Source organism: Pseudomonas sp. Irchel 3H7, assembly GCF_900187605.1.
GTDB lineage: Bacteria > Pseudomonadota > Gammaproteobacteria > Pseudomonadales > Pseudomonadaceae > Aquipseudomonas.
The window spans coordinates 322,896-343,876 of record NZ_FYEA01000005.1 but is presented as its reverse complement, the minus strand read 5'-3'; the positions used below and the strand labels follow the sequence as shown (position 1 = coordinate 343,876).

Annotated in this window: 19 protein-coding genes; 15 read left to right on the top strand and 4 right to left on the bottom strand. The window is 58.8% G+C overall.

Annotation, left to right across the window (positions count from 1 at the left end):
- Positions 1 to 24: 24 nt before the first annotated feature.
- Positions 25 to 1,014 (bottom strand): taurine ABC transporter substrate-binding protein, encoded by a 990-nt coding sequence (tauA, locus tag CKW38_RS12000; protein ID WP_007913826.1) that lies wholly within the window; start codon positions 1,012 to 1,014, stop codon positions 25 to 27.
- A 364-nt stretch (positions 1,015 to 1,378) separates the two neighbouring features.
- On the opposite strand from tauA, the gene CKW38_RS11995 reads away from it, so the two are divergent.
- From CKW38_RS11995 to CKW38_RS11960, 8 genes are all read left to right on the top strand, one after another.
- Positions 1,379 to 2,722 carry an OprD family porin gene (locus CKW38_RS11995; protein ID WP_007913829.1) on the top strand — a complete coding sequence of 448 codons (1,344 nt, stop codon included), beginning with the start codon at positions 1,379 to 1,381 and terminating at the stop codon, positions 2,720 to 2,722.
- Positions 2,723 to 3,019: 297 nt separating this feature from the next.
- The gene (locus CKW38_RS11990; protein ID WP_007913831.1) at positions 3,020 to 3,658 is read left to right on the top strand and encodes a peroxiredoxin; all 639 of its coding nucleotides are present in this window, start codon (positions 3,020 to 3,022) and stop codon (positions 3,656 to 3,658) included.
- A 334-nt stretch (positions 3,659 to 3,992) separates the two neighbouring features.
- Positions 3,993 to 4,586, top strand: a complete 594-nt coding sequence (ssuE, locus tag CKW38_RS11985; protein WP_034151973.1) for an NADPH-dependent FMN reductase — start codon at positions 3,993 to 3,995, stop codon at positions 4,584 to 4,586.
- A gap of 90 nt (positions 4,587 to 4,676) precedes the next feature.
- Positions 4,677 to 5,642, top strand: coding sequence for a sulfonate ABC transporter substrate-binding protein (locus CKW38_RS11980; RefSeq protein ID WP_007913834.1), 966 nt, complete (start codon positions 4,677 to 4,679; stop codon positions 5,640 to 5,642).
- 25 nt (positions 5,643 to 5,667) lie between these two features.
- Positions 5,668 to 6,816, top strand: a complete 1,149-nt coding sequence (gene ssuD, locus CKW38_RS11975; RefSeq protein WP_007939251.1) for an FMNH2-dependent alkanesulfonate monooxygenase — start codon at positions 5,668 to 5,670, stop codon at positions 6,814 to 6,816.
- An 8-nt stretch (positions 6,817 to 6,824) separates the two neighbouring features.
- On the top strand, positions 6,825 to 7,607 hold the full coding sequence (gene ssuC, locus CKW38_RS11970) for an aliphatic sulfonate ABC transporter permease SsuC (protein WP_003229260.1): 783 nt from the start codon (positions 6,825 to 6,827) through the stop codon (positions 7,605 to 7,607).
- On the top strand, positions 7,604 to 8,410 hold the full coding sequence (ssuB, locus tag CKW38_RS11965; RefSeq protein WP_095112834.1) for an aliphatic sulfonates ABC transporter ATP-binding protein: 807 nt from the start codon (positions 7,604 to 7,606) through the stop codon (positions 8,408 to 8,410). Before ssuC ends, ssuB begins: the two co-directional genes overlap by 4 nt.
- A gap of 27 nt (positions 8,411 to 8,437) precedes the next feature.
- Complete coding sequence (locus CKW38_RS11960) at positions 8,438 to 8,653, top strand: molybdopterin-binding protein (RefSeq protein ID WP_003229256.1); 216 nt, start codon at positions 8,438 to 8,440, stop codon at positions 8,651 to 8,653.
- 167 nt (positions 8,654 to 8,820) lie between these two features.
- On the opposite strand, the gene CKW38_RS11955 is transcribed toward CKW38_RS11960, so the two are convergent.
- Together CKW38_RS11955 and CKW38_RS11950 are read right to left on the bottom strand one after the other, a co-directional pair.
- A complete protein-coding gene (locus CKW38_RS11955) occupies positions 8,821 to 9,447 on the bottom strand; it encodes a TetR/AcrR family transcriptional regulator (protein WP_007913840.1) in 627 nt (208 codons plus the stop codon).
- A gap of 228 nt (positions 9,448 to 9,675) precedes the next feature.
- Positions 9,676 to 11,052: a glutamine synthetase family protein gene (locus CKW38_RS11950; protein WP_007913842.1), complete on the bottom strand. Its 1,377-nt coding sequence runs from the start codon at positions 11,050 to 11,052 to the stop codon at positions 9,676 to 9,678.
- A 729-nt stretch (positions 11,053 to 11,781) separates the two neighbouring features.
- On the opposite strand from CKW38_RS11950, the gene CKW38_RS11940 reads away from it, so the two are divergent.
- From CKW38_RS11940 to CKW38_RS11910, 7 genes are all read left to right on the top strand, one after another.
- A complete protein-coding gene (locus CKW38_RS11940) occupies positions 11,782 to 13,140 on the top strand; it encodes a glutamine synthetase family protein (protein WP_007913846.1) in 1,359 nt (452 codons plus the stop codon).
- 56 nt (positions 13,141 to 13,196) lie between these two features.
- Positions 13,197 to 14,561: an aspartate aminotransferase family protein gene (locus tag CKW38_RS11935; RefSeq protein WP_007913848.1), complete on the top strand. Its 1,365-nt coding sequence runs from the start codon at positions 13,197 to 13,199 to the stop codon at positions 14,559 to 14,561.
- Between the two features lie 172 nt (positions 14,562 to 14,733).
- Positions 14,734 to 15,846: a polyamine ABC transporter substrate-binding protein gene (locus CKW38_RS11930; protein WP_095112832.1), complete on the top strand. Its 1,113-nt coding sequence runs from the start codon at positions 14,734 to 14,736 to the stop codon at positions 15,844 to 15,846.
- A gap of 188 nt (positions 15,847 to 16,034) precedes the next feature.
- The gene (locus CKW38_RS11925; protein WP_095112831.1) at positions 16,035 to 17,132 is read left to right on the top strand and encodes a polyamine ABC transporter substrate-binding protein; all 1,098 of its coding nucleotides are present in this window, start codon (positions 16,035 to 16,037) and stop codon (positions 17,130 to 17,132) included.
- A gap of 66 nt (positions 17,133 to 17,198) precedes the next feature.
- Positions 17,199 to 18,341, top strand: a complete 1,143-nt coding sequence (locus tag CKW38_RS11920; protein WP_007913856.1) for an ABC transporter ATP-binding protein — start codon at positions 17,199 to 17,201, stop codon at positions 18,339 to 18,341.
- A gap of 35 nt (positions 18,342 to 18,376) precedes the next feature.
- Positions 18,377 to 19,258: an ABC transporter permease subunit gene (locus CKW38_RS11915; RefSeq protein WP_176091783.1), complete on the top strand. Its 882-nt coding sequence runs from the start codon at positions 18,377 to 18,379 to the stop codon at positions 19,256 to 19,258.
- Positions 19,255 to 20,145 (top strand): ABC transporter permease subunit, encoded by an 891-nt coding sequence (locus tag CKW38_RS11910; protein ID WP_007913861.1) that lies wholly within the window; start codon positions 19,255 to 19,257, stop codon positions 20,143 to 20,145. The genes CKW38_RS11915 and CKW38_RS11910 overlap by 4 nt, the downstream gene beginning before the upstream one ends.
- A gap of 140 nt (positions 20,146 to 20,285) precedes the next feature.
- Here CKW38_RS11910 and CKW38_RS11905 read toward each other — a convergent pair whose 3' ends face one another.
- Positions 20,286 to 20,927, bottom strand: coding sequence for an HD domain-containing protein (locus tag CKW38_RS11905; RefSeq protein ID WP_095112830.1), 642 nt, complete (start codon positions 20,925 to 20,927; stop codon positions 20,286 to 20,288).
- Between the last annotated feature and the right edge of the window lie 54 nt (positions 20,928 to 20,981).

The following is a 20,981-nucleotide window of genomic DNA, read 5'->3' as shown; positions in this document are numbered from 1 at the left end:
CACGCAGAGCGCGGGAACGATCAATTACTCGGTGATGAATTTGGCGCTGACGTAGGGTGAATAATCCGGCAGCACCGTTTCAACCTTGCCCTGTTCCTTCAAAAACTTCGCCGTCTCGCCAATCGCTTTCGCCGTGCCGCCATCCAGCAGCGCCGTGGTTTGCTGCGCCTTTGCGTCCGGGAACGCTGAACCTGCCAGCAATTCCGGCACATCAGCGGCATTGGCACCGGTCAGTTTGGCGATTTTCTGTACCGGCACCGAGTCAGCCGTCCAGCGGTCTTTGTGTGCGGCGTAATCGGCGAATGAGTCGAGCGTGACCTTGGCGAACTTTGCGACAACCTCAGGATGCTTCTCGGCAAAATCCTTGCGCGCGACCCAGACCTCGAAGGTCGGCGCGCCCCACTGGCCGACCTGCGCGGCATCGGTCAGGGTCTTGCCGGTCTTGCGGATTTCCCCCAGCGCCGGCGACCAGACAAATGCGCCATCGATATCGCCACGCTTCCACGCCGCTGCGATCTCTGCTGGTTGCAGGTTCACCACTTTGACTTTCGAGGCGTCCAGGCCCCAATGCTTGAGGGCGCCGAGCAGGCTGTAGTGTGAGGTCGAAACGAAAGGTGTGGCGATGGTTTTGCCGACCAGGTCCTGGGGGGTGTTGATACCGCTGCCATTGCGCACCACTAGCGCTTCGGCGGCATTGATCTGCGCCGAAACGATGAACGCCACAATCGGCAGATTGCGCGAAGCCGCCGCGGCCAACGGGCTGGAACCGAGGTTGCCGATCTGCACGTCACCCGAAGCAATGGCTGTCACAACTTCCGGGCCGCTGTTGAAGCGACGCCAGTCGATTTTCTCGCCAATGGTTTTCTCGTAGACGCCGTCGGCCTGGGGGACTTTGCTCGGGTCGATACCGGTTTGATACCCCACTGTGAGGTTGGCGGCATGCGCGGAAAAAGAAATCAGCGCTGACACACAAACTGTAACAAATTGACTAGATAGTGCGCGTTTGGCCATCATGGCGTCGCCTTTTCGATAGGGTTTGACGATTCGGGGTTACGCCAAAGCTAATCGATATAAAAAAAGGCTAACAAATACCATTTAGGAATGAGCTTAGTCGCCGATACGCTGTTTCCCGGCGGAGGTGGCAAGATACTGGCCATATTCCGAAATGATATGAAAAAGAATGAATAAATTCTTTTTGGGTTTATCAGGAAATCTTTACTCTGCACGGACCAAATCACTGCGATTAGACCTTGGTCGTAGACACACAAGGTTACGATTGACTTGTCGGTCACGGTCTGGCGCTAATCGCGCATCTTAGGATCCAGGGCATCAGACCCCGGGCCAGGAACACAAGAATTAGAAACGAGAGGAGCTTTACATGAACAAGTCCACCTTGGCCCTGGCTGTGGCCGTAGGGGTTATGGCGCAGCAGGCAGGCGCCGCCGGTTTCATCGAAGACAGCAAAGCTACCTTGGGGCTGCGTAACTTCTACATCAACACCGATAACCGTGATGGCGCTGGCGCCAACAAGAACGAAGAGTGGGGCCAAGGCTTCGATCTGCGTTTCATCTCCGGTTATACCCAAGGCACCGTAGGTTTCGGTATCGATGCCATCGGCCTGCTGGGCGTACGTCTGGATTCGGGCGGCGGCACTAACGGCAACAGCGGTACCGCTTACGGCGGCACTGTGTTCCCGAGCGAGTCCAACGGCAAAGCGGTGGACAACTTCTCCAGCCTGGGTCTGACTGCCAAAGCCAAGATCTCCCAGACTGAACTGAAGCTGGGTACTCTGCAGCCGAAGAACCCGGTCATCGTGACCAACGACGGTCGTCTGCTGCCACAAACCTGGCAGGGTGGCCAGATCACTTCCGGCGAAATCAAGGACCTGACTCTGGTCGGCGGTCAGATCGAAGCTGCGAAAGGTCGTAACTCCAGCAACAACGAAAACCTGTCCATCAGCGGTGCAAACACCCGTGGTACTGCGTTCCGTGACAGCAACAAATTCATCTACGCCGGTGGTGACTACAAGATCACCAAAGACCTGACTGCCCAGTACTACTACGGCAACCTGGAAGACTTCTACAAGCAGCACTTCCTGGGTCTGGTTCACAACTGGGCAATCGGCCCCGGCGTATTGAAATCCGATTTCCGTTACTTCAACAGCTCCGATGACGGCAAAAACGGTACCGATCCAGCCTACTACAGCACCGGTAACTACACCGGCGTGCGTAACGGTCGCGGTGAAGTCGACAACAACCTGTACAGCGGCCTGTTCCTGTACACCGTTGAAGGCCACACCTTCGGTGGCGGTTACCAGGTTTCCAATGGCAGCAGCGACTTCCCTTGGCTGAACCAGGGCGACGGCTCGTCGAACTACACCATCACCGACATGCAGATCCAGAAGTTCGGCCGTGCCGGCGAGAAAACCTGGCAAGCTCGCTACTCGTATGACTTCGCTAAAGTCGGCGTACCTGGCCTGACCGCCGGTGTCGTTTACCTCAAAGGTGATTCGATCGATACCGTTGGCACCAACGGTCGTGAGAACGGTTCGAACAGTTCCGAGTGGGAACGCGACTTCACCATCGGTTACGTTGTACCGGAAGGTCCGTTCAAGAACGTCGGCCTGATGTGGAAAAACGCTGTATGGCGCACCGATCTGCCGAGCACCCGTTCGCAGGACGAAAACCGCCTGATCGTCAGCTACTCGATCCCGCTGCTGTAATAGCGCGTCTCGATTCGCGGATGTAAAAAAAGCCCCGTCCGGCATCGCGCCGGACGGGGCTTTTGCGTTTTCGAGTCAGGCTCACCCCCGTAAGCCTGCCCCGAAATTCCCCTCTTTACAGCAACTCAAGGCCTTCTCGAACCTTGTGAGCGATGTTCGTCGGGATGCCGTCGAGCGTCCAGTGAACAGATGTTTAATATTCAATAATGATCTAGATATCTAGTTATTTATTCTTTTTCACGATGGCAAATCCCGGGCTACAGTTGAGGTCTCGAACAACTCATCAGGAGCAGCACCATGAGCCTCAGACTCGGCGACATCGCCCCCGATTTCGAACAGGATTCCAGCGCCGGCAAGATTCGTTTCCACGAATGGCTGGGCGATAGCTGGGGCGTGCTGTTCTCCCACCCGGCGGACTTCACCCCGGTGTGCACCACTGAGCTGGGCTTCACCGCCAAGCTCAAGGATGAGTTCAGCAAACGCGGTGTCAAAGCCATCGCGCTGTCGGTCGACCCGGTGGATTCGCACCACAAGTGGATCGAAGACATCAACGAAACCCAGAACACCGTCGTCAACTTCCCGATCCTGGCCGATGCCGATCGCAAAGTCTCTGATCTGTATGACCTCATTCACCCGAACGCCAACGATACGCTGACCGTGCGTTCGCTGTTCGTGATCGACCCGAACAAAAAGATCCGCCTGACCATCACCTACCCGGCGAGCACCGGCCGTAACTTCCACGAGATTTTGCGGGTGATCGATTCGCTGCAGCTCACCGACAACTACAAGGTGGCCACCCCGGCCAACTGGCAGGACGGTGAAGAGGTGGTGATCGTGCCTTCGTTGAAAGATGAAGAAGAGATCAAGCAGCGCTTTCCGAAGGGTTATCGCGCGGTGAAACCGTATCTGCGTCTGACGCCACAGCCGAACAAATGATCTTCTTGGGCAGACTCGTTCCCACGTCGAGGCGTCGAACCGTCCGCGTGGGAATGCCGTCCGTGACGCTCCGCGTCACAGTGGACGCGGAGCGTCCATGGATTCATTCCCACGCAGAGCGTGGGAACGATCAGTGGTAGCTACTAAGCAGGGGATTTCAGGCCGTTTCGACGGCCTTTTTTTTCGCCTTGAATAACCTGAATCGCATATCTCCAAAACGAATAACCAAATGAATAAATATGATTTATGGATATATAAATCAGCTGGTAAGGTCACTCCATCGAAGCGAGATCGCAACCCGCGAATCGCCTGTAACACTTAAGGAATGGTCTCAATGCTGGTCGTCTCACTCGGTGGCAGTCCCAGCCTGCGCTCCCGTTCCGGAGTGCTGCTGGAGCGCTCGCAACGTTGGTTGCAGCAGCAAGGCGTGGAAGTGGTGAGTTATCAGGTACGGGATTTCCCGGCCGAGGATTTGCTCCATGCCCGCTTCGACAGCCCGAAGGTGCTCGACCTGCTGCAACAGATTGAAAATGCCGACGGCCTGCTGATCGCCACGCCGGTTTACAAAGCGTCGTTCTCCGGTGCCCTGAAAACCCTGCTGGATCTGTTGCCCGAGCGCGCCCTGAACCACAAGATTGTCTTGCCGATGGCCACTGGCGGCAGCATCGCCCACATGCTGGTGGTCGACTACGCGCTCAAGCCTGTTTTGTCGGCGTTGAAAGCCCAGGAAATGCTTCAGGGGATTTTCGCCGAGGACAGCCAGATCGCTTACGGCGAAGGCAGTGCTGCGGCGCAACTGGCACCGGCGCTGGAGCAGCGTCTGCATGAAGCGCTGGATCAGTTTGTCGGTGCCATGGCCCGCCGCCCGAAACCGCTGGAACCGGGCCTGTTGAATGAACGTTTATTGAGTGCTCGCTGGAGCATTTAAGCCTCACCAGAATTTGATGTAACTCACCTTACTTCGCCGACAACGGCCAAGCAGGTGCAGCCAAAACCCAACAGCAAAAAGGAGAGCGCTATGCGCACTGTATTTTTGCGTCGTGGTCTGGTCGCTCTGTTTGCTGCGGCTGTTACCTTCGGCGCCATCACTCAAGCTCAAGCCGAGACATTGCGGATCGGTTATCAGAAGTACGGCACGCTGGTGCTGCTCAAAGCCAAAGGCACTTTGGAAAAGCGTCTGGCCGCCCAAGGCGTCGACGTGCAATGGACTGAATTCCCCGGTGGCCCGCAACTGCTCGAAGGCCTGAACGTCGGCTCGATCGACTTCGGTGTCACCGGCGAAACCCCGCCAGTCTTCGCCCAGGCTGCCGGCGCCGATTTGCTTTACGTCGCTTATGAACCACCAGCGCCCAACAGCGAAGCGATCCTTGTGCCGAAAGACTCGCCGATCAAATCGGTGGCCGATCTCAAAGGCAAGAAAGTCGCCCTGAACAAAGGTTCCAACGTCCATTACCTGCTGGTGCGCGCACTGGAAGACGCCGGCCTCAAATACAGCGACATCCAGACCGTATTCCTGCCGCCCGCCGATGCTCGCGCCGCGTTCGAACGTGGCAGCGTCGACGCCTGGGTTATCTGGGATCCGTACCAGGCTGCCGCCGAGAAACAACTGCAAGCACACACCCTGCGCGACGGCAAAGGCATCGTCGACAACCACCAGTTCTATCTCGCGACCAAGCCTTACGCACAGAAAAATCCCGAGGTGATCAAGACCCTCGTCGAGGAAGTGCGTGCAGTCGGCGAGTGGTCGAAAGCCAATCCTGAAGACGTGACCCAACAAGTCGCGCCACTGCTCGGCCTGCCGGCGGACATCACCTTGACCTCGGTGAAACGCCAGGGCTACGGCGCGTTGTTCCTGACCCCGGAGGTGGTCGCCGCGCAACAGAAAATCGCTGACACGTTCTTCCAGCTCAAGCTGATTCCCAAGCCATTGAGCATCAAGGATGTGATCTGGACCCCACCGGCCGCTGTGGCTAAAGCGCAGTAATTCGAATTCCTAAGGAGACCACTCCATGAGCCTCAATATCTTCTGGTTCCTGCCCACCCACGGCGACGGCCATTACCTTGGCACCGCCGAAGGCGCCCGCGCCGTCGACCACGGTTATCTGCAACAGGTCGCGCAAGCGGCGGATCGTCTGGGCTTCGGCGGTGTGCTGATCCCCACCGGCCGTTCCTGCGAAGACTCGTGGCTGGTGGCAGCGTCGCTGATCCCGGTGACCCAGCGTTTGAAATTCCTCGTTGCCCTGCGCCCCGGGATCATTTCCCCGACGGTGGCAGCGCGGCAGGCCGCCACGCTGGATCGTCTGTCCGGCGGCCGTGCGCTGTTCAATCTGGTGACTGGCGGTGACCCGGAAGAATTGGCCGGCGATGGTCTGTTCCTCAGCCACGAAGAACGCTATCAAGCCTCGGTGGAATTCACCCGCATCTGGCGTCGTGTGCTCGAAGGCGAAACCGTGGATTACGACGGACAACACATCAGCGTCAAAGGCGCGAAATTGCTCTATCCACCAATCCAGCAACCACGTCCGCCGCTGTACTTCGGTGGCTCGTCGGAAGCCGCGCAGGATCTGGCTGCTGAACAAGTGGAAATGGTCCTGACCTGGGGCGAACCGCCCGCAGCGGTCGCGGAGAAGATCGAACAGGTCCGCGCCAAGGCCGCCAAGCTTGGCCGCACCGTGCGCTTCGGCATTCGTCTGCACGTAATCGTTCGCGAAACCAACGCAGAAGCATGGCAAGCGGCAGATCGGCTGATCTCGCACCTGGACGACGACACCATCGCTCGCGCTCAGGCTTCGCTGGCGCGTTTCGATTCGGTCGGCCAGCAACGCATGGCCGCGCTGCACGGCGGCAGTCGCGACAATCTCGAAGTCAGCCCGAACCTGTGGGCCGGTGTTGGCCTAGTACGCGGCGGTGCCGGTACGGCACTGGTTGGCGATGGCCCGACCGTCGCAGCGCGCGTGAAGGAGTACGCCGATCTGGGCATCGACACCTTTATCTTCTCCGGTTATCCACACCTCGAAGAATCGTATCGCGTCGCTGAACTGCTGTTTCCGCACCTCGACATCGAGCGTCCGGAACTGCCGAAAAGCGCCGGTTATGTCAGCCCGTTCGGCGAGATGGTCGCCAACGATATTCTTCCCAAAGCCGCGTCGCAGAGCTGAGGCGCGCCATGAAGAAAATCATCCACAGCCTCGCGCCCTGGGCGTTGCCGGTGTTGTTGCTGGCGGTGTGGCAGTTGTCGGTGTCGGCCGGTTGGTTGTCGACGCGGATTCTGCCGGCACCGGTGGCGGTGATCGAGGCCGGCGTGAGCCTGGTGCGCAGCGGCGAAATCTGGACGCACCTGGCGATCAGTGGCTGGCGCGCGGCGCTCGGTTTCACCATCGGCGGCAGCATCGGGCTGGTCTTGGGTTTCATCACCGGCCTGTCGAAGTGGGGCGAACGCCTGCTCGACAGCTCGGTGCAGATGATCCGCAACGTGCCGCATCTGGCGCTGATTCCGCTGGTGATCCTGTGGTTCGGCATCGACGAGTCGGCGAAGATCTTTCTGGTGGCGCTGGGTACGTTGTTCCCGATTTACCTGAATACCTATCACGGCATCCGCAACGTCGACCCGGCGCTGGTGGAGATGGCGCGCAGTTATGGCTTGAGCGGGTTCAGCCTGTTCTGGCAGGTGATTCTGCCGGGTGCACTGCCTTCGATTCTGGTCGGTGTGCGCTTCGCCCTGGGCTTTATGTGGCTGACGCTGATCGTCGCCGAAACCATTTCCGCCAGCTCCGGCATTGGCTATCTGGCGATGAACGCCCGCGAGTTTTTGCAGACCGACGTGGTGGTGCTGGCGATCCTGCTTTACGCGGTGCTCGGCAAACTCGCTGACCTTGCGGCGCGTGGACTTGAACGTGTGTGGTTGCGTTGGCACCCGGCCTATCAGGTTGCCAAAGGAGGTGCGGCATGACTGCTCAACAACCTCCACGCCTGCTGCGCGGGATTCCGCTGGCGGTGCGCAACCTGCAGAAAACCTTCGGCACGCGGCAGGTGCTGCGTGACATCGATCTGCACATTCCGGCAGGGCAATTCGTCGCTGTGGTCGGTCGCAGTGGTTGCGGCAAAAGTACCTTGCTGCGCTTGCTCGCCGGCCTCGATCAACCAACGGGCGGTGACTTGCTGGCCGGCTCTGCGCCGCTGAGCGATGCGCGGGAAGACACCCGATTGATGTTCCAGGAAGCGCGTCTGCTGCCGTGGAAAAAGATCATCGACAACGTCGGCTTGGGCCTTAAAGGCAACTGGCGCCCGAAAGCTCTCGAAGCACTGGACGCGGTGGGGCTGGCGGATCGCGCCAATGAATGGCCGGCAGCGTTGTCGGGCGGACAAAAGCAACGCGTTGCGCTGGCCCGTGCGCTGATCCATCAACCGCGTCTGCTATTGCTCGACGAACCGCTCGGCGCACTGGACGCGCTGACCCGCATTGAAATGCAGCAATTGATCGAACGTCTCTGGCAGCAACACGGCTTCACCGTGCTGCTGGTGACCCACGACGTCAGCGAAGCGGTGGCGATTGCCGACCGGGTGATTCTGATCGAGGACGGCGAAGTCGGCCTCGACCTGCATGTCGAACTGCCGCGCCCTCGGGTACGTGGTTCGCATCGGCTGGCAGCGCTGGAAACCGAAGTGCTTAACCGTGTTCTCTCCCTGCCCGGCGAACCGCCGGCGCCGGAACCTGTTTCACCACTGCCTACGCAACTGCGTTGGGCTCAATAACTCAAGCAAACGACAGGAATCATTGCCATGACTATCAAAGCCATCAACGTCCGTAACCAGTTCAAAGGCTCGATCAAGGAAATCGTCCTCGGCGACGTGCTGTCGGAAATCGACGTGCAGACCGCTTCCGGCATCGTCACTTCGGTGATCACCACCCGCTCGGTAAAGGAGCTGGAACTGGTGGTCGGCAGCGAAGTGATCGCCTTTGTGAAATCCACCGAGGTGTCGATCGCCAAGTTGTAAGCCGGTGAGTAAAAAACAACCCCGAAGGGCGTGAGCCCTTCGGGGTTTTTTGTGCCTGGCGATCGTTCCCATGCTCCGCGTGGGAATGCCTCTTGGGACGCTCCGCGTCCAGTGGCGCGGAGCGTCACGGGCTGCATTCCCACGCAGAGCGTGGGAACGATCATGGCTCAACGCTTGGGCAGATACGGCGGCAGATACAGGCCGATATAGGCATCAAAGACCCGCATCCCTTCCTCGGCCATGCGCGGCGTGATTTGCCCATGTTGCTGCACCGAGCGCGCATAAACCCGGTCACCCAACTCCATCGCCAGGGCGAATACATCGACATCCTCCGGCAGCCTCGGCAACTCGAAGTGATGATCGAACAGCTTGTGCATCAGGTCGCCCAGTTCTATGTCGTGCTGACGGTCAGCCTGGGTCACTTCGGTCAAGCCGTGTTGGGCGAGGATCAACTGGCGCGCCGCCGCATCTTCGTCGTAGATCTCCAGCATCCGTTGCTCGACCAGTCGCGACAGATCTCGCCAGTCACGCAGCGCGTCATGATCGATCGGCGCTTGCAGGCAGGCGCGGAACGCCGCGTGTACATCTGCCGTCAGTGCCTCAAGCAGCGCCGGCACACTGGCGAAGAAGTGGTACACGGAGGAGGGCGGAATCTGCGCGCGCTCGGCGACGCTATAGATCGACAGACTCGCCACACCCTCGGCGGCCAGCAATGTGCGCGCGGCGTCGAGTATCGAATCGATGCGCGCCTGGCTGCGGGCACGGGGTTTGCGGACGGGGGCGGGTCGCGTCATGGAAGTCTCCTGCGGGGCAGCGGGCATTGTACGAGCCGGTTCCTGTGTTGTCTTGTCGGCCGCCATCGCTGGCAAGCCAGCTCCCACAGTGATCTTCAGTGAACCGGGATTTATGTGCGCAGAAAATCCCTGTGGGAGCTGGCTTGCCAGCGATCCGCCGCAGGCGGCCATAAAAAAACGCCGTTGGCTAAATCAGCCAACGGCGTTCTTTCCTGAAGCTGCAACCGCTTAAACGGTATGCAGATACCAGTTGTACTCAAGGTCGGAGATGGAGTGTTCGAACTCTTCCAGCTCGCTTTCCTTGCAGGCGACGAAGATATCGATGTACTTCGGATCGATGTACTTGGCCATCACCTCGCTGTCGTCCAGCTCACGCAGGGCATCGCGCAAGTTGTTCGGCAGGCTTTGCTCGTTCTGCTCGTAGCTGTTGCCTTCGACTGGCGCGCCCGGCTCGATCTTGTTGGTCAGACCGTGGTGCACGCCGGCCAGTACCGAAGCCATCAGCAGGTAAGGGTTGGCGTCGGCACCGGCGACGCGGTGTTCGATACGCACGGCATCGGACGAGCCGGTCGGTACGCGAATCGCCACGGTGCGGTTGTCCAGACCCCAGCAAGGCGAGTTCGGTACATAGAACTGCGCGCCGAAACGGCGGTACGAGTTGACGTTCGGGCAGAGGAAAGCCATCTGCGCGGGCAGGGTCTCGAGCACACCGCCGATCGCGTGACGCAGCGCGGCGTTCTGCTCGGGATCCTCGCTGGCAAAAATGTTTTTGCCTTCTTTATCCAGAATCGAAATGTGTACGTGCAGACCATTACCGGCCTGACCCGGATAAGGCTTGGCCATGAAGGTGGTGTCCATTTCATGGTCGTAGGCGATGTTCTTGATCAGACGCTTGAGCAGTACCGCGTAGTCGCAGGCCTTGATCGGGTCGGCGACGTGGTGCAGGTTCACTTCGAACTGCGCCGGGGCACTTTCCTTGACGATGGCGTCGGCAGGGATGCCTTGCTCTTTGGCACCTTCCAGAATGTCCTGGAGGCAGTCGACGTATTCGTCGAGGTCGTCGATCAGGTAGACCTGCGTCGAGTGCGGGCGTTTGCCGGAGATCGGCGAGCGTGGCGGCTGAGGGCGGCCGTTCACGTTTTCCTGGTCGATCAGGTAGAACTCGAGTTCGAATGCGGCGCAGATGGTCAGGCCCAGCTCGTCAAACTTTGCAACAACTTGACGGAGCACTTCGCGCGGATCGGCGAAGAATGGGTCGCCTTCGAGTTCGTGCATGGTCATCAACAGTTGCGCGGTCGGGCGTTTCTGCCATGGCTCGTTGCACAGGGTATCGGGGATTGGATAGCAGATACGATCGGCGTCGCCGATGTCCAGGCCCAGGCCGGTGCTTTCCACCGTAGAGCCATTGATATCCAGAGCAAATAGAGAGGCCGGCAGGTTGATGCCTTTCTCGTAAACCTTGTGGAGGCTGGTGCGTTCGATGCGCTTGCCGCGCACCACACCATTCATATCCGCAATCAGAAGGTCAACGTACAGAACCTCAGGATGTTCCTTAAGGAACGCGTTCGCTTCGTTAAGCTGAACGGCACGCGGGGGTACCGACATGATGCAACACCTTTGTTGTTAAAAATATCAATCATTGATCTTTTCTGGTTTCAGTCAACCCGAACGGCCTGCCGAAGTCAAGCGAGGCCTTTTTTGCCCTAAAAAAGCGCTGCAAGGGCATTTATGGGGCACTTTCGGGCGTTTTTTTGTCCCTGGAAGACTGTGCACCCGCGGGCTTGAGCAGGCCGTGTTGTATTTTTTACGGGGGTGTTGTGTAAAAAAATGAACAAGGCTAAGCTCGGATCAAACCCATAACAGCAATAATACCGGGGTGCTTCATGTCTCGCCTGCCGTTAATCGGCATCACCGACTGCTCGCAACAGTCCGGTCTGCATGCTCATCACATCAGTGGCGACCAATCCGTCCGTAGCGCAGCCAGCATGGCTCGCCAGTTGCCGACGATATTCCCGTCCATGGCCGTTCAAGCGCCAGGGTCCGATATTCTGGACGTACGGGAAAGCATCCTGTTTATGGCGTCCCCTTCCAATATAGATCGCTTTCATCCTCAAAGCCTGTGCCGCTTGCCCAGCCGTGCTCATGATTCTGCACGCCTGGACTGTGCACAGGAAATGCAACGCCAGCGTAAAGGGCAGGTAAGCTCCTCTTTCATTGTCTATGCGCGGTGCCGGGCGTAAGCCGGTACTGCGCGAGCAAGCCCCCTTTAACGCGACGCTCCAAGCGTCAAACTTTGCCTGACATTCTGTCAGGAGACTCAGCCCAGAGGCATTTATGAGTAACAACCTCGACCAGCTCACCGATTGGTTGAAAGACCACAAGATCACAGAAGTCGAATGCATGATCGCCGACTTGACCGGTATCACCCGGGGCAAGATCTCGCCGACCAACAAGTTCATCGCCGAAAAAGGCATGCGTCTGCCAGAAAGCGTGCTGTTGCAGACCGTGACCGGCGACTACGTCGAAGACGACATCTATTACGAACTGCTCGACCCGGCCGACATCGACATGATCTGCCGCCCCGACCAGAACGCCGTGTACATGGTGCCGTGGGCCATCGAGCCGACCGCGCAGGTGATCCACGACACCTACGACAAGCAAGGCAACCCGATCGAGCTGTCGCCGCGCAACGTCCTCAAGAAAGTCCTCAAACTCTATGCTGACAAAGGCTGGCAGCCGATCGTGGCGCCGGAGATGGAGTTCTACCTGACCAAGCGCAGCGACGACCCTGACTATCCGTTGCAGCCGCCGATTGGTCGCTCGGGCCGTCCGGAAATCGGTCGTCAGTCGTTCTCGATCGAAGCGGCGAACGAATTCGACCCTCTGTTCGAGGACGTCTACGACTGGTGCGAACTGCAGGAGCTGGATCTCGACACGCTGATCCACGAAGACGGCACGGCGCAGATGGAAATCAACTTCCGTCACGGCGACGCACTGTCGCTGGCCGACCAGATCCTGGTGTTCAAACGCACCATGCGCGAAGCCGCGCTCAAGCACGATGTAGCCGCGACATTTATGGCCAAACCGATGACCGGCGAGCCGGGCAGTGCGATGCACTTGCACCAGAGCATCATCGACATCGAGACCGGCAAGAACGTCTTCTCTAATGAAGACGGGACCATGAGCCAGTTGTTCCTGCACCACATCGGTGGTTTGCAGAAACTGATTCCTGAGCTGTTGCCGTTGTTCGCACCGAACGTCAACTCGTTCCGCCGCTTCCTGCCGGACACCTCGGCACCGGTGAACGTCGAGTGGGGCGAAGAAAACCGCACCGTCGGCCTGCGCGTACCGGATGCCGGCCCGCAGAACCGCCGTGTGGAAAACCGCCTGCCGGGCGCTGACGCCAACCCATACCTGGCGATTGCCGCGAGCCTGCTCTGCGGTTACATCGGCATGGTTGAAGGCCTCAACCCGAGCGCGCCGGTGGTGGGCCGTGGTTATGAGCGCCGCAACCTGCGCCTGCCGCTGACCATCGAAGATGCGCTGGAGCGTATGGAAAACAGCGCGACCATCGAGAAGTACTTGGGCAAAACCTTCATCACAGGCTACGTCGCGGTAAAACGGGCCGAGCATGAAAACTTCAAGCGCGTGATCAGTTCCTGGGAGCGTGAGTACCTGCTCTTCGCCGTCTGATACGCCGGGCGCGGTCCTCACCGGCCGCGCCTTCACCGATAACAAGGAGAATTGGCATGACCAGCAACAACCCGCAAACCCGCGAGTGGCAAGCACTCAGCAATGATCATCACCTGGCCCCGTTCAGCGACTTCAAGCAGCTGAAAGAGAAAGGCCCGCGGATCATCACCAACGCCAAGGGCGTTTACCTGTGGGACAGCGAAGGCAACAAGATTCTCGACGGCATGGCCGGTCTGTGGTGTGTGGCCATCGGTTATGGTCGCGATGAGCTGGCCGACGCGGCTGCCAAACAGATGCGCGAACTGCCGTACTACAACCTGTTCTTCCAGACCGCGCACCCGCCGGCGCTGGAACTGGCCAAGGCCATTGCCGACGTGGCACCGCAAGGCATGAACCACGTGTTCTTCACCGGTTCCGGCTCCGAAGGCAACGACACCATGCTGCGCATGGTCCGGCACTACTGGGCGATCAAAGGCCAGCCGAACAAGAAAGTCATCATCAGCCGCAAGAACGGTTATCACGGTTCGACCGTGGCCGGCGCGAGTCTCGGTGGCATGACGTATATGCATGAACAAGGCGACTTGCCGATCCCGGGCATCGTCCACATCGCGCAGCCGTACTGGTTCGCCGAAGGCGGCGATATGTCCCCGGAAGAGTTCGGTATCTGGGCGGCCAATCAGCTGGAAGAGAAGATTCTCGAAGTCGGCGTCGACAACGTCGGTGCCTTTATTGCCGAGCCGATCCAGGGCGCCGGCGGCGTGATCATTCCGCCCGACAGCTACTGGCCGCGCATCAAGGAAATCCTCGCCAAGTACGACATCCTCTTCGTCGCGGATGAAGTGATCTGTGGTTTCGGCCGTACCGGTGAGTGGTTCGGCAGTGATTTTTACGATCTCAAGCCGGACATGATGACCATCGCCAAAGGCCTGACCTCCGGCTACATCCCGATGGGTGGCCTGATCGTTCGCGACTCCGTGGTGGCGGTGCTCAATGAAGGCGGCGATTTCAATCACGGCTTCACTTACTCCGGTCACCCGGTGGCAGCAGCGGTGGGCCTGGAAAACATCCGCATCTTGCGTGATGAAAAAATTATCGAGAACGCGCACAACGAAACGGCACCGTATTTGCAGAAACGTCTGCGGGAACTGAACGATCACCCGTTGGTGGGTGAAGTTCGCGGAGTCGGTCTGTTGGGCGCGATCGAGCTGGTGCAGGACAAGGCCACGCGCAAGCGTTACGAAGGCAAGGGCGTCGGCATGATCTGCCGCCAGTTCTGCTTCGACAACGGCCTGATCATGCGCGCTGTGGGCGACACCATGATCATTGCGCCGCCGCTGGTGATCAGCAAAGCGGAAATCGATGAGCTGGTTACAAAGGCACGCAAGTGTCTGGACCTGACCCTCAGTGCGTTGCAGGGCTAAGTGCTAGGCTTTGAGCGGGGGAGCCGTGGCGCTCGCGCTTAAAGCTGTCAGAAAGGCTGGTCTTTTCTTGAAAGACCGCCTCGGATCTTGCCAGACTAGCCGCGGTTCCAGTTGTCCGGGTTCGGCCGCTGAACAAAGTGGTTCAAAAAAGAAAAATTTGGAGCATTAACGCATGAAGGCATTAGGCAAAAAGCTCGCTGGCAAGACTCTGCTCGCCATGTCCCTGATGGGAGTCATGGCGGCTGCGGTTCAGGCGGACGACAAGGTGTTGCACGTCTACAACTGGTCCGACTACATCGCCCCGGACACCGTGGCCAACTTCGAAAAAGCCACCGGGATCAAAGTCGTCTATGACGTCTTCGACAGCAACGAAACCCTGGAAGCCAAGCTGCTGGCCGGCAAGTCCGGTTACGACATCGTGGTGCCTTCCAATAACTTCCTCGCCAAGCAGATCAAGGCCGGTGTTTACCAAGAGCTGGACAAGTCCAAGCTGCCGAACTGGAAGAACCTCGACGAAGACCTGCTCAAGGCTGTTGGCGATGCCAGCGACCAAGGCAACAAGCACGCGTTCCCGTACATGTGGGGCTCGATCGGTATCGGCTACAACCCGGCCAAGGTCAAGGCCGCGCTGGGCATCGACAAGATCGATTCCTGGGACGTGGTGTTCAAGCCTGAAAACATCGAGAAGCTCAAAAGCTGCGGCGTAAGCTTCCTCGACGCACCGACCGAAATGATTCCGGCGGCGTTGCACTATCTGGGCAAGCCGACCAACAGCAAGGACAAGGCTGACCTGAAGGCCGCCGAAGACCTGTTCCTGAAAATTCGTCCTTCGGTTGCCTACTTCCATTCCTCCAAGTACATCTCCGACCTGGCCAACGGCAACATCTGCGTCGCCGTCGGTTACTCGGGTGACCTGGAACAATCCAAGACCCGCGCCCAGGAAGCCGGTGACAAGGTCAAGCTGGCATACACCATTCCAAAAGAAGGTGCTGGCACGTTCTACGACATGGTCGCCATTCCCAAGGATGCCGAAAACGTCGAAGCCGCCTACAAGTTCATGAACTACCTGCTTGAGCCGCAAGTGATGGCCGGCATCACCAACGCCGTGCGTTTCCCGAACGGCAACAAAGCTGCTACGCCACTGGTCGACAAAGACATCACCAGCGATCCGAGCATCTACCCATCGGCTGAAGTGAAGAAGCAGCTCTACGCGATTAGCGACCTGGACGCAGCGACCTTGCGTTTGATCACTCGCAGCTGGACCAAGATCAAATCCGGTAAATAAGCCGGTTTGAAGCAACAACCGCTGGCCGTCGTCTCCCGCGAAGGCGGCCAGCGGATCAATTAAATGACAGGAAGTTTTGCAGGAACGGTTTTTCGAGGGTAAGTTGCGCGCCGGTTTTGTTGCCGGGCAGCCACGGCTGTCATGCAGCGCGGGGCAACTTGGGCCCAACTAATTTAGAGGACCTCCACTTGCCTATTTTTTCTTCTTTGCGCAAAGCCCTGCTGGCCACTGCCGGCCTGACAGTTGCTGTCGGAGCCCAGGCCGCCGGTACGGTGCATATTTATAACTGGTCCGATTACATCGGCGAGACCACCCTGGCCGACTTCCAGAAAGAGACCGGGATCAAACCGGTCTATGACGTGTTCGATTCCAACGAAACCCTGGAAGGCAAACTGCTGGCCGGGCGTACCGGTTACGACGTGGTCGTGCCGTCGAACCACTTCCTCGGCAAGCAGATCAAGGCCGGCGCGTTCCAGAAACTCGACAAGTCGCAGTTGCCAAATTATTCCAATCTCGACCCGGCGCTGCTCAAGCGTCTGGAACAGAACGATCCGGGCAACCTGTACGCCGTGCCGTACCTGTGGGGCACCAACGGCATCGGTTACAACGTCGATAAAGTGAAGGCCGTTCTGGGTGTCGACAAGATCGATTCGTGGGGTGTTTTGTTCGAGCCTGAGAACATCAAGAAGCTGCAAAGCTGCGGTGTGGCATTCCTCGATTCGGCGGATGAAATGATGCCGACCGTGCTCAACTATCTGGGCCTGAATGCCAACAGCACCAATCCGAAGGATTACGAAAAAGCCACCGACAAATTGCTCGCGGTGCGTCCTTACGTGACCTACTTCCACTCCTCGAAATACATCGGTGATCTGGCCAACGGCGACATCTGCGTGGCCATCGGTTTCTCTGGCGATATCTTCCAGGCGAAGAACCGCGCAGCCGAAGCCAAGAAGGGCGTGAACATCGCCTACGCGGTGCCGAAAGAAGGTGGTGCGCTGTGGTTCGACATGCTGGCAATCCCCAAGGATTCGTCGAACGTGAAGCAGGCCCATGCCTTCATCAACTATCTGCTGAAACCTGAGGTGATCGCTCAGGTCAGTGATTACGTCGGTTATGCCAACCCTAATCCGGGTGCGGACAAGTTGATGGAGCAATCCATCCGCACCGATGCGTCGGTGTATCCGCCGCAGGCCGTTATCGACAAGGCTTATGTGTCGATCGAGTTGCCACCGAACATTCAGCGCCTGATGACCCGCAGCTGGACCAAGGTCAAGTCGGGGATGTAAGGCACACACCATCCTGGGTTCGCCTTGCGGGGCGAACTGCATTGTTTTTTTCTGGGAGTTTCGTAAATGGCAGTTGCCTCCGGCGCCTATAAGAAAGCCCTCGAGGGCGACCAGACACCGAAACAGGTGTTGGTCAAAATCGACCGGGTCACGAAGAAGTTCGACGAGACGATTGCCGTGGACGATGTGTCCCTGGAAATCAAGAAAGGCGAAATCTTCGCCCTGCTCGGCGGTTCGGGATCGGGCAAATCCACTCTGCTGCGGATGCTGGCAGGGTTCGAACGGCCCACGGAGGGGCGCATTTTCCTCGACGGCGTCGACATCACCGACATGCCGCCGTACGAGCGACCGATCAACATGATGTTCCAGTCGTACGCCTTGTTCCCGCACATGACCGTGGCGCAGAACATCGCCTTCGGCCTCAAACAGGACAAGATCCCGGCCGCTGAAGTCGATGCCCGCGTGGCCGAGATGCTCAAGCTTGTGCAGATGAGCCAGTACGCCAAGCGCAAGCCGCATCAACTGTCCGGCGGTCAGCGTCAGCGTGTGGCACTGGCACGTTCGCTGGCCAAGCGGCCGAAACTGCTGCTGCTCGACGAGCCGATGGGCGCACTGGACAAGAAACTGCGTTCACAAATGCAGCTGGAACTGGTGGAAATCATCGAGCGCGTCGGTGTGACTTGCGTAATGGTGACCCACGACCAGGAAGAGGCCATGACCATGGCCGAGCGCATCGCGATCATGCACCTGGGCTGGATCGCCCAGATCGGCAGCCCGATCGACATCTACGAAACCCCGACCAGCCGTCTGGTCTGCGAATTCATCGGCAACGTCAACATCTTCGAAGGCGAAGTGATCGACGACGCTGAGGGCCACGCGACCATCACCTGCAAAGACCTCGACCGGCAGATCTACGTCGGCCACGGCATCAGCACCTCGGTGCAGGACAAGTCCGTAACCTACGCGATCCGTCCGGAGAAATTGCTGGTCACCGCCGATCAACCGACTTGCGAATACAACTGGTCGAGCGGCAAGGTGCACGACATCGCCTACCTCGGCGGGCACTCGGTGTTCTACGTTGAACTGCCGAGCGGCAAACTGGTGCAGTCGTTCGTCGCCAACGCCGAGCGCCGTGGCGCGCGTCCGACCTGGGGCGATCAGGTTTACGTGTGGTGGGAAGACGACAGCGGCGTGGTACTTCGCTCATGAACATGCGCAAATTCAAACGCCGCATCAACCGAATAATCCCCAATGGCCGCCAACTGGTCATCGGGGTCCCGTTCATCTGGCTGTTCCTGTTCTTCATGCTGCCGTTCTTCATCGTCCTGAAGATCAGCTTCGCCGAAGCCGACGTGGCCATCCCGCCATACACCGAGATCTACACGTACGCCGAGCAGAAGCTGCAACTGCTGCTGAACCTGGGCAACTACGCGATGCTGGCGGGCGACGAGTTGTACATCGCCGCTTACCTCGGCTCGCTGAAGATGGCGCTGATCAGCACCATCCTCTGTCTGGTGATCGGCTACCCGATGGCCTACGCCATCGCCACCGCCCGTAAAGAGCTGCAAACGGTGCTGGTGCTGCTGATCATGATGCCGACCTGGACGGCGATCCTGATCCGCGTTTACGCGTGGATGGGCATCCTCAGCAACAACGGTTTGCTCAACGGTTTCCTGATGAGCATGGGTTTCATCGATGAGCCACTGCAGATCCTCAACACCAACCTTGCGGTGTACATCGGTGTCGTTTACTCGTACCTGCCGTTCATGATCCTGCCGCTATACGCCAACCTGGTGAAGCACGACAACAGTCTGCTCGAAGCCGCATCGGACCTGGGTTCGAGCACCTTCAACAGTTTCTGGAAAATCACCATCCCGCTGTCCAAGAACGGCATTATTGCCGGCTGCATGCTGGTGTTCATCCCGGTGGTCGGTGAGTTCGTGATCCCGGAACTGCTCGGCGGTCCGGAAACCCTGATGATCGGTAAAGTGCTCTGGCAAGAGTTCTTCAATAACCGTGACTGGCCGGTGGCATCCGCGCTGGCAGTGGTGATGCTGGCGATCCTGATTGTGCCGATCATTCTGTTCAACCGCAGTCAGGCCAAAGAAATGGAGGGCAAAGAATGAAGCGCATCCGTTTCTCCAGCCTGATGCTGGTTATCGGTTTGTTGTTCATCTACCTGCCGATGCTGATCCTGGTGATCTACTCGTTCAACGCCTCGAAACTGGTAACGGTGTGGGGCGGCTGGTCGATCAAGTGGTACGTCGGGTTGCTCGACAACACCCAACTGATGGGCTCGGTGCTGCGCTCGCTGGAAATCGCCTGCTACACCGCAGTTGCTGCGGTGGCGCTGGGCACACTGGCGGCGTTCGTGCTGACGCGCATCACTCGCTTCAAGGGCCGTACGCTGTTCGGCGGTCTGGTGACGGCGCCATTGGTAATGCCGGAAGTGATCACCGGTCTGTCGCTGTTGCTGTTGTTCGTGGCCATGGCGCAGATGATCGGCTGGCCGCAGGAACGTGGCATCGTCACCATCTGGATCGCCCACACCACGTTCTGTGCGGCGTATGTGGCGGTGGTGGTGTCGGCGCGTCTGCGTGAGCTCGACCTGTCGATCGAAGAAGCGGCGATGGACCTCGGTGCGCGGCCGTGGAAGGTGTTCTTCCTGATCACCATCCCGATGATCGCGCCATCGCTGGCGGCGGGCGGCATGATGTCGTTCGCGCTGTCGCTGGATGACCTGGTGCTGGCGAGCTTCGTCTCCGGTCCGGGGTCGACAACCCTGCCGATGGAAGTGTTCTCGGCGGTGCGTCTGGGTGTGAAGCCTGAGATCAACGCTGTGGCGAGTCTGATTCTGTTGGCCGTGTCGATCGTGACCTTCATGGTCTGGTTCTTCAGCCGCCGTGCCGAAGAAGCGCGCAAGAAAGCCATCCAGCAAGCCATCGAAGAAAGCGCTGCCGATTCGTGGAAGCAGCCGGACGTGCGTCGCGCACCAAGCCCGGAAGCCGCGTAAGCACTAATGGGTTGGCCTCATTCTCGAGGTCAACCCAATTCAAACTGTAGGAGTGAGCCTGCTCGCGATAGCGGAGTGTCAGTCAGGAAATTTCCAACTGACAGGACGCCATCGCGAGCAGGCTCACTCCTACATGGGTTTTAGGCAGTCCAGGGTGAGTGGCGGATGACCTCGACAAAGTTCATCGGCTTGAACCCCGGCTCCTGATCCTTCAGCACATCGGTCTTCACATTTCCGAACGTGGTCTGCGGACGATGGCGCAAACCCTCGGCAAACGCGCAGATGATGCACTCCTTGAAGCCTTCCCCGCGCGGGTGCGCATGCACCACCGCTTCGCGCTGCACAGTGCTGAACGCGGCGTAGTCCATTCCGAGTACATCCATCTCGACACCTGCAGTGACCAGCGCCACGGTCGGACGCAGATGCTTCGGTACGCCCGGCGTGGTGTGCAGGGCAATCGACAGCCACACCTGTTCGATATCGTCATCGCTGAGCCCGTACGGTTTGAGAAACGCCGCCGCCGCGTTGGCACCGTCCACTTCGAAACGCTCGTCATCACTGCGATGACCTTCGACCAGACCGAGGTCGTGGAACATCGCGCCGACGTACAGTAGCACCGGATCGTAGGCCAGTTGTTGGCGTTCACCGCTCAGTGCGCCGAACAAAAATACCCGCCGCGAGTGGTGGTAGAGCAGATCGGACTCGATGTCGCGGATGTACTCGGTGGTGGCCCGGACGAGGGCGCTGTCGGGGATTTTGATGCCGGCAATGGTCGTGCTCATGGGGAGTTTCCTCAGTGAACGCCGTCGTGGCGCTGCTGGGGAAAGTCTGTTCCC

Bases quoted from the DNA above. Each gene is read 5' to 3' on its own strand.
- tauA (WP_007913826.1), bottom strand. From the start codon at position 1,014: ATGATGGCCAAACGCGCACTATCTAGTCAATTTGTTACAGTTTGTGTG.
- CKW38_RS11995 (WP_007913829.1), top strand. From the start codon at position 1,379: ATGAACAAGTCCACCTTGGCCCTGGCTGTGGCCGTAGGGGTTATGGCG.
- CKW38_RS11990 (WP_007913831.1), top strand. From the start codon at position 3,020: ATGAGCCTCAGACTCGGCGACATCGCCCCCGATTTCGAACAGGATTCC.
- ssuE (WP_034151973.1), top strand. From the start codon at position 3,993: ATGCTGGTCGTCTCACTCGGTGGCAGTCCCAGCCTGCGCTCCCGTTCC.
- CKW38_RS11980 (WP_007913834.1), top strand. From the start codon at position 4,677: ATGCGCACTGTATTTTTGCGTCGTGGTCTGGTCGCTCTGTTTGCTGCG.
- ssuD (WP_007939251.1), top strand. From the start codon at position 5,668: ATGAGCCTCAATATCTTCTGGTTCCTGCCCACCCACGGCGACGGCCAT.
- ssuC (WP_003229260.1), top strand. From the start codon at position 6,825: ATGAAGAAAATCATCCACAGCCTCGCGCCCTGGGCGTTGCCGGTGTTG.
- ssuB (WP_095112834.1), top strand. From the start codon at position 7,604: ATGACTGCTCAACAACCTCCACGCCTGCTGCGCGGGATTCCGCTGGCG.
- CKW38_RS11960 (WP_003229256.1), top strand. From the start codon at position 8,438: ATGACTATCAAAGCCATCAACGTCCGTAACCAGTTCAAAGGCTCGATC.
- CKW38_RS11955 (WP_007913840.1), bottom strand. From the start codon at position 9,447: ATGACGCGACCCGCCCCCGTCCGCAAACCCCGTGCCCGCAGCCAGGCG.
- CKW38_RS11950 (WP_007913842.1), bottom strand. From the start codon at position 11,052: ATGTCGGTACCCCCGCGTGCCGTTCAGCTTAACGAAGCGAACGCGTTC.
- CKW38_RS11940 (WP_007913846.1), top strand. From the start codon at position 11,782: ATGAGTAACAACCTCGACCAGCTCACCGATTGGTTGAAAGACCACAAG.
- CKW38_RS11935 (WP_007913848.1), top strand. From the start codon at position 13,197: ATGACCAGCAACAACCCGCAAACCCGCGAGTGGCAAGCACTCAGCAAT.
- CKW38_RS11930 (WP_095112832.1), top strand. From the start codon at position 14,734: ATGAAGGCATTAGGCAAAAAGCTCGCTGGCAAGACTCTGCTCGCCATG.
- CKW38_RS11920 (WP_007913856.1), top strand. From the start codon at position 17,199: ATGGCAGTTGCCTCCGGCGCCTATAAGAAAGCCCTCGAGGGCGACCAG.
- CKW38_RS11910 (WP_007913861.1), top strand. From the start codon at position 19,255: ATGAAGCGCATCCGTTTCTCCAGCCTGATGCTGGTTATCGGTTTGTTG.
- CKW38_RS11905 (WP_095112830.1), bottom strand. From the start codon at position 20,927: ATGAGCACGACCATTGCCGGCATCAAAATCCCCGACAGCGCCCTCGTC.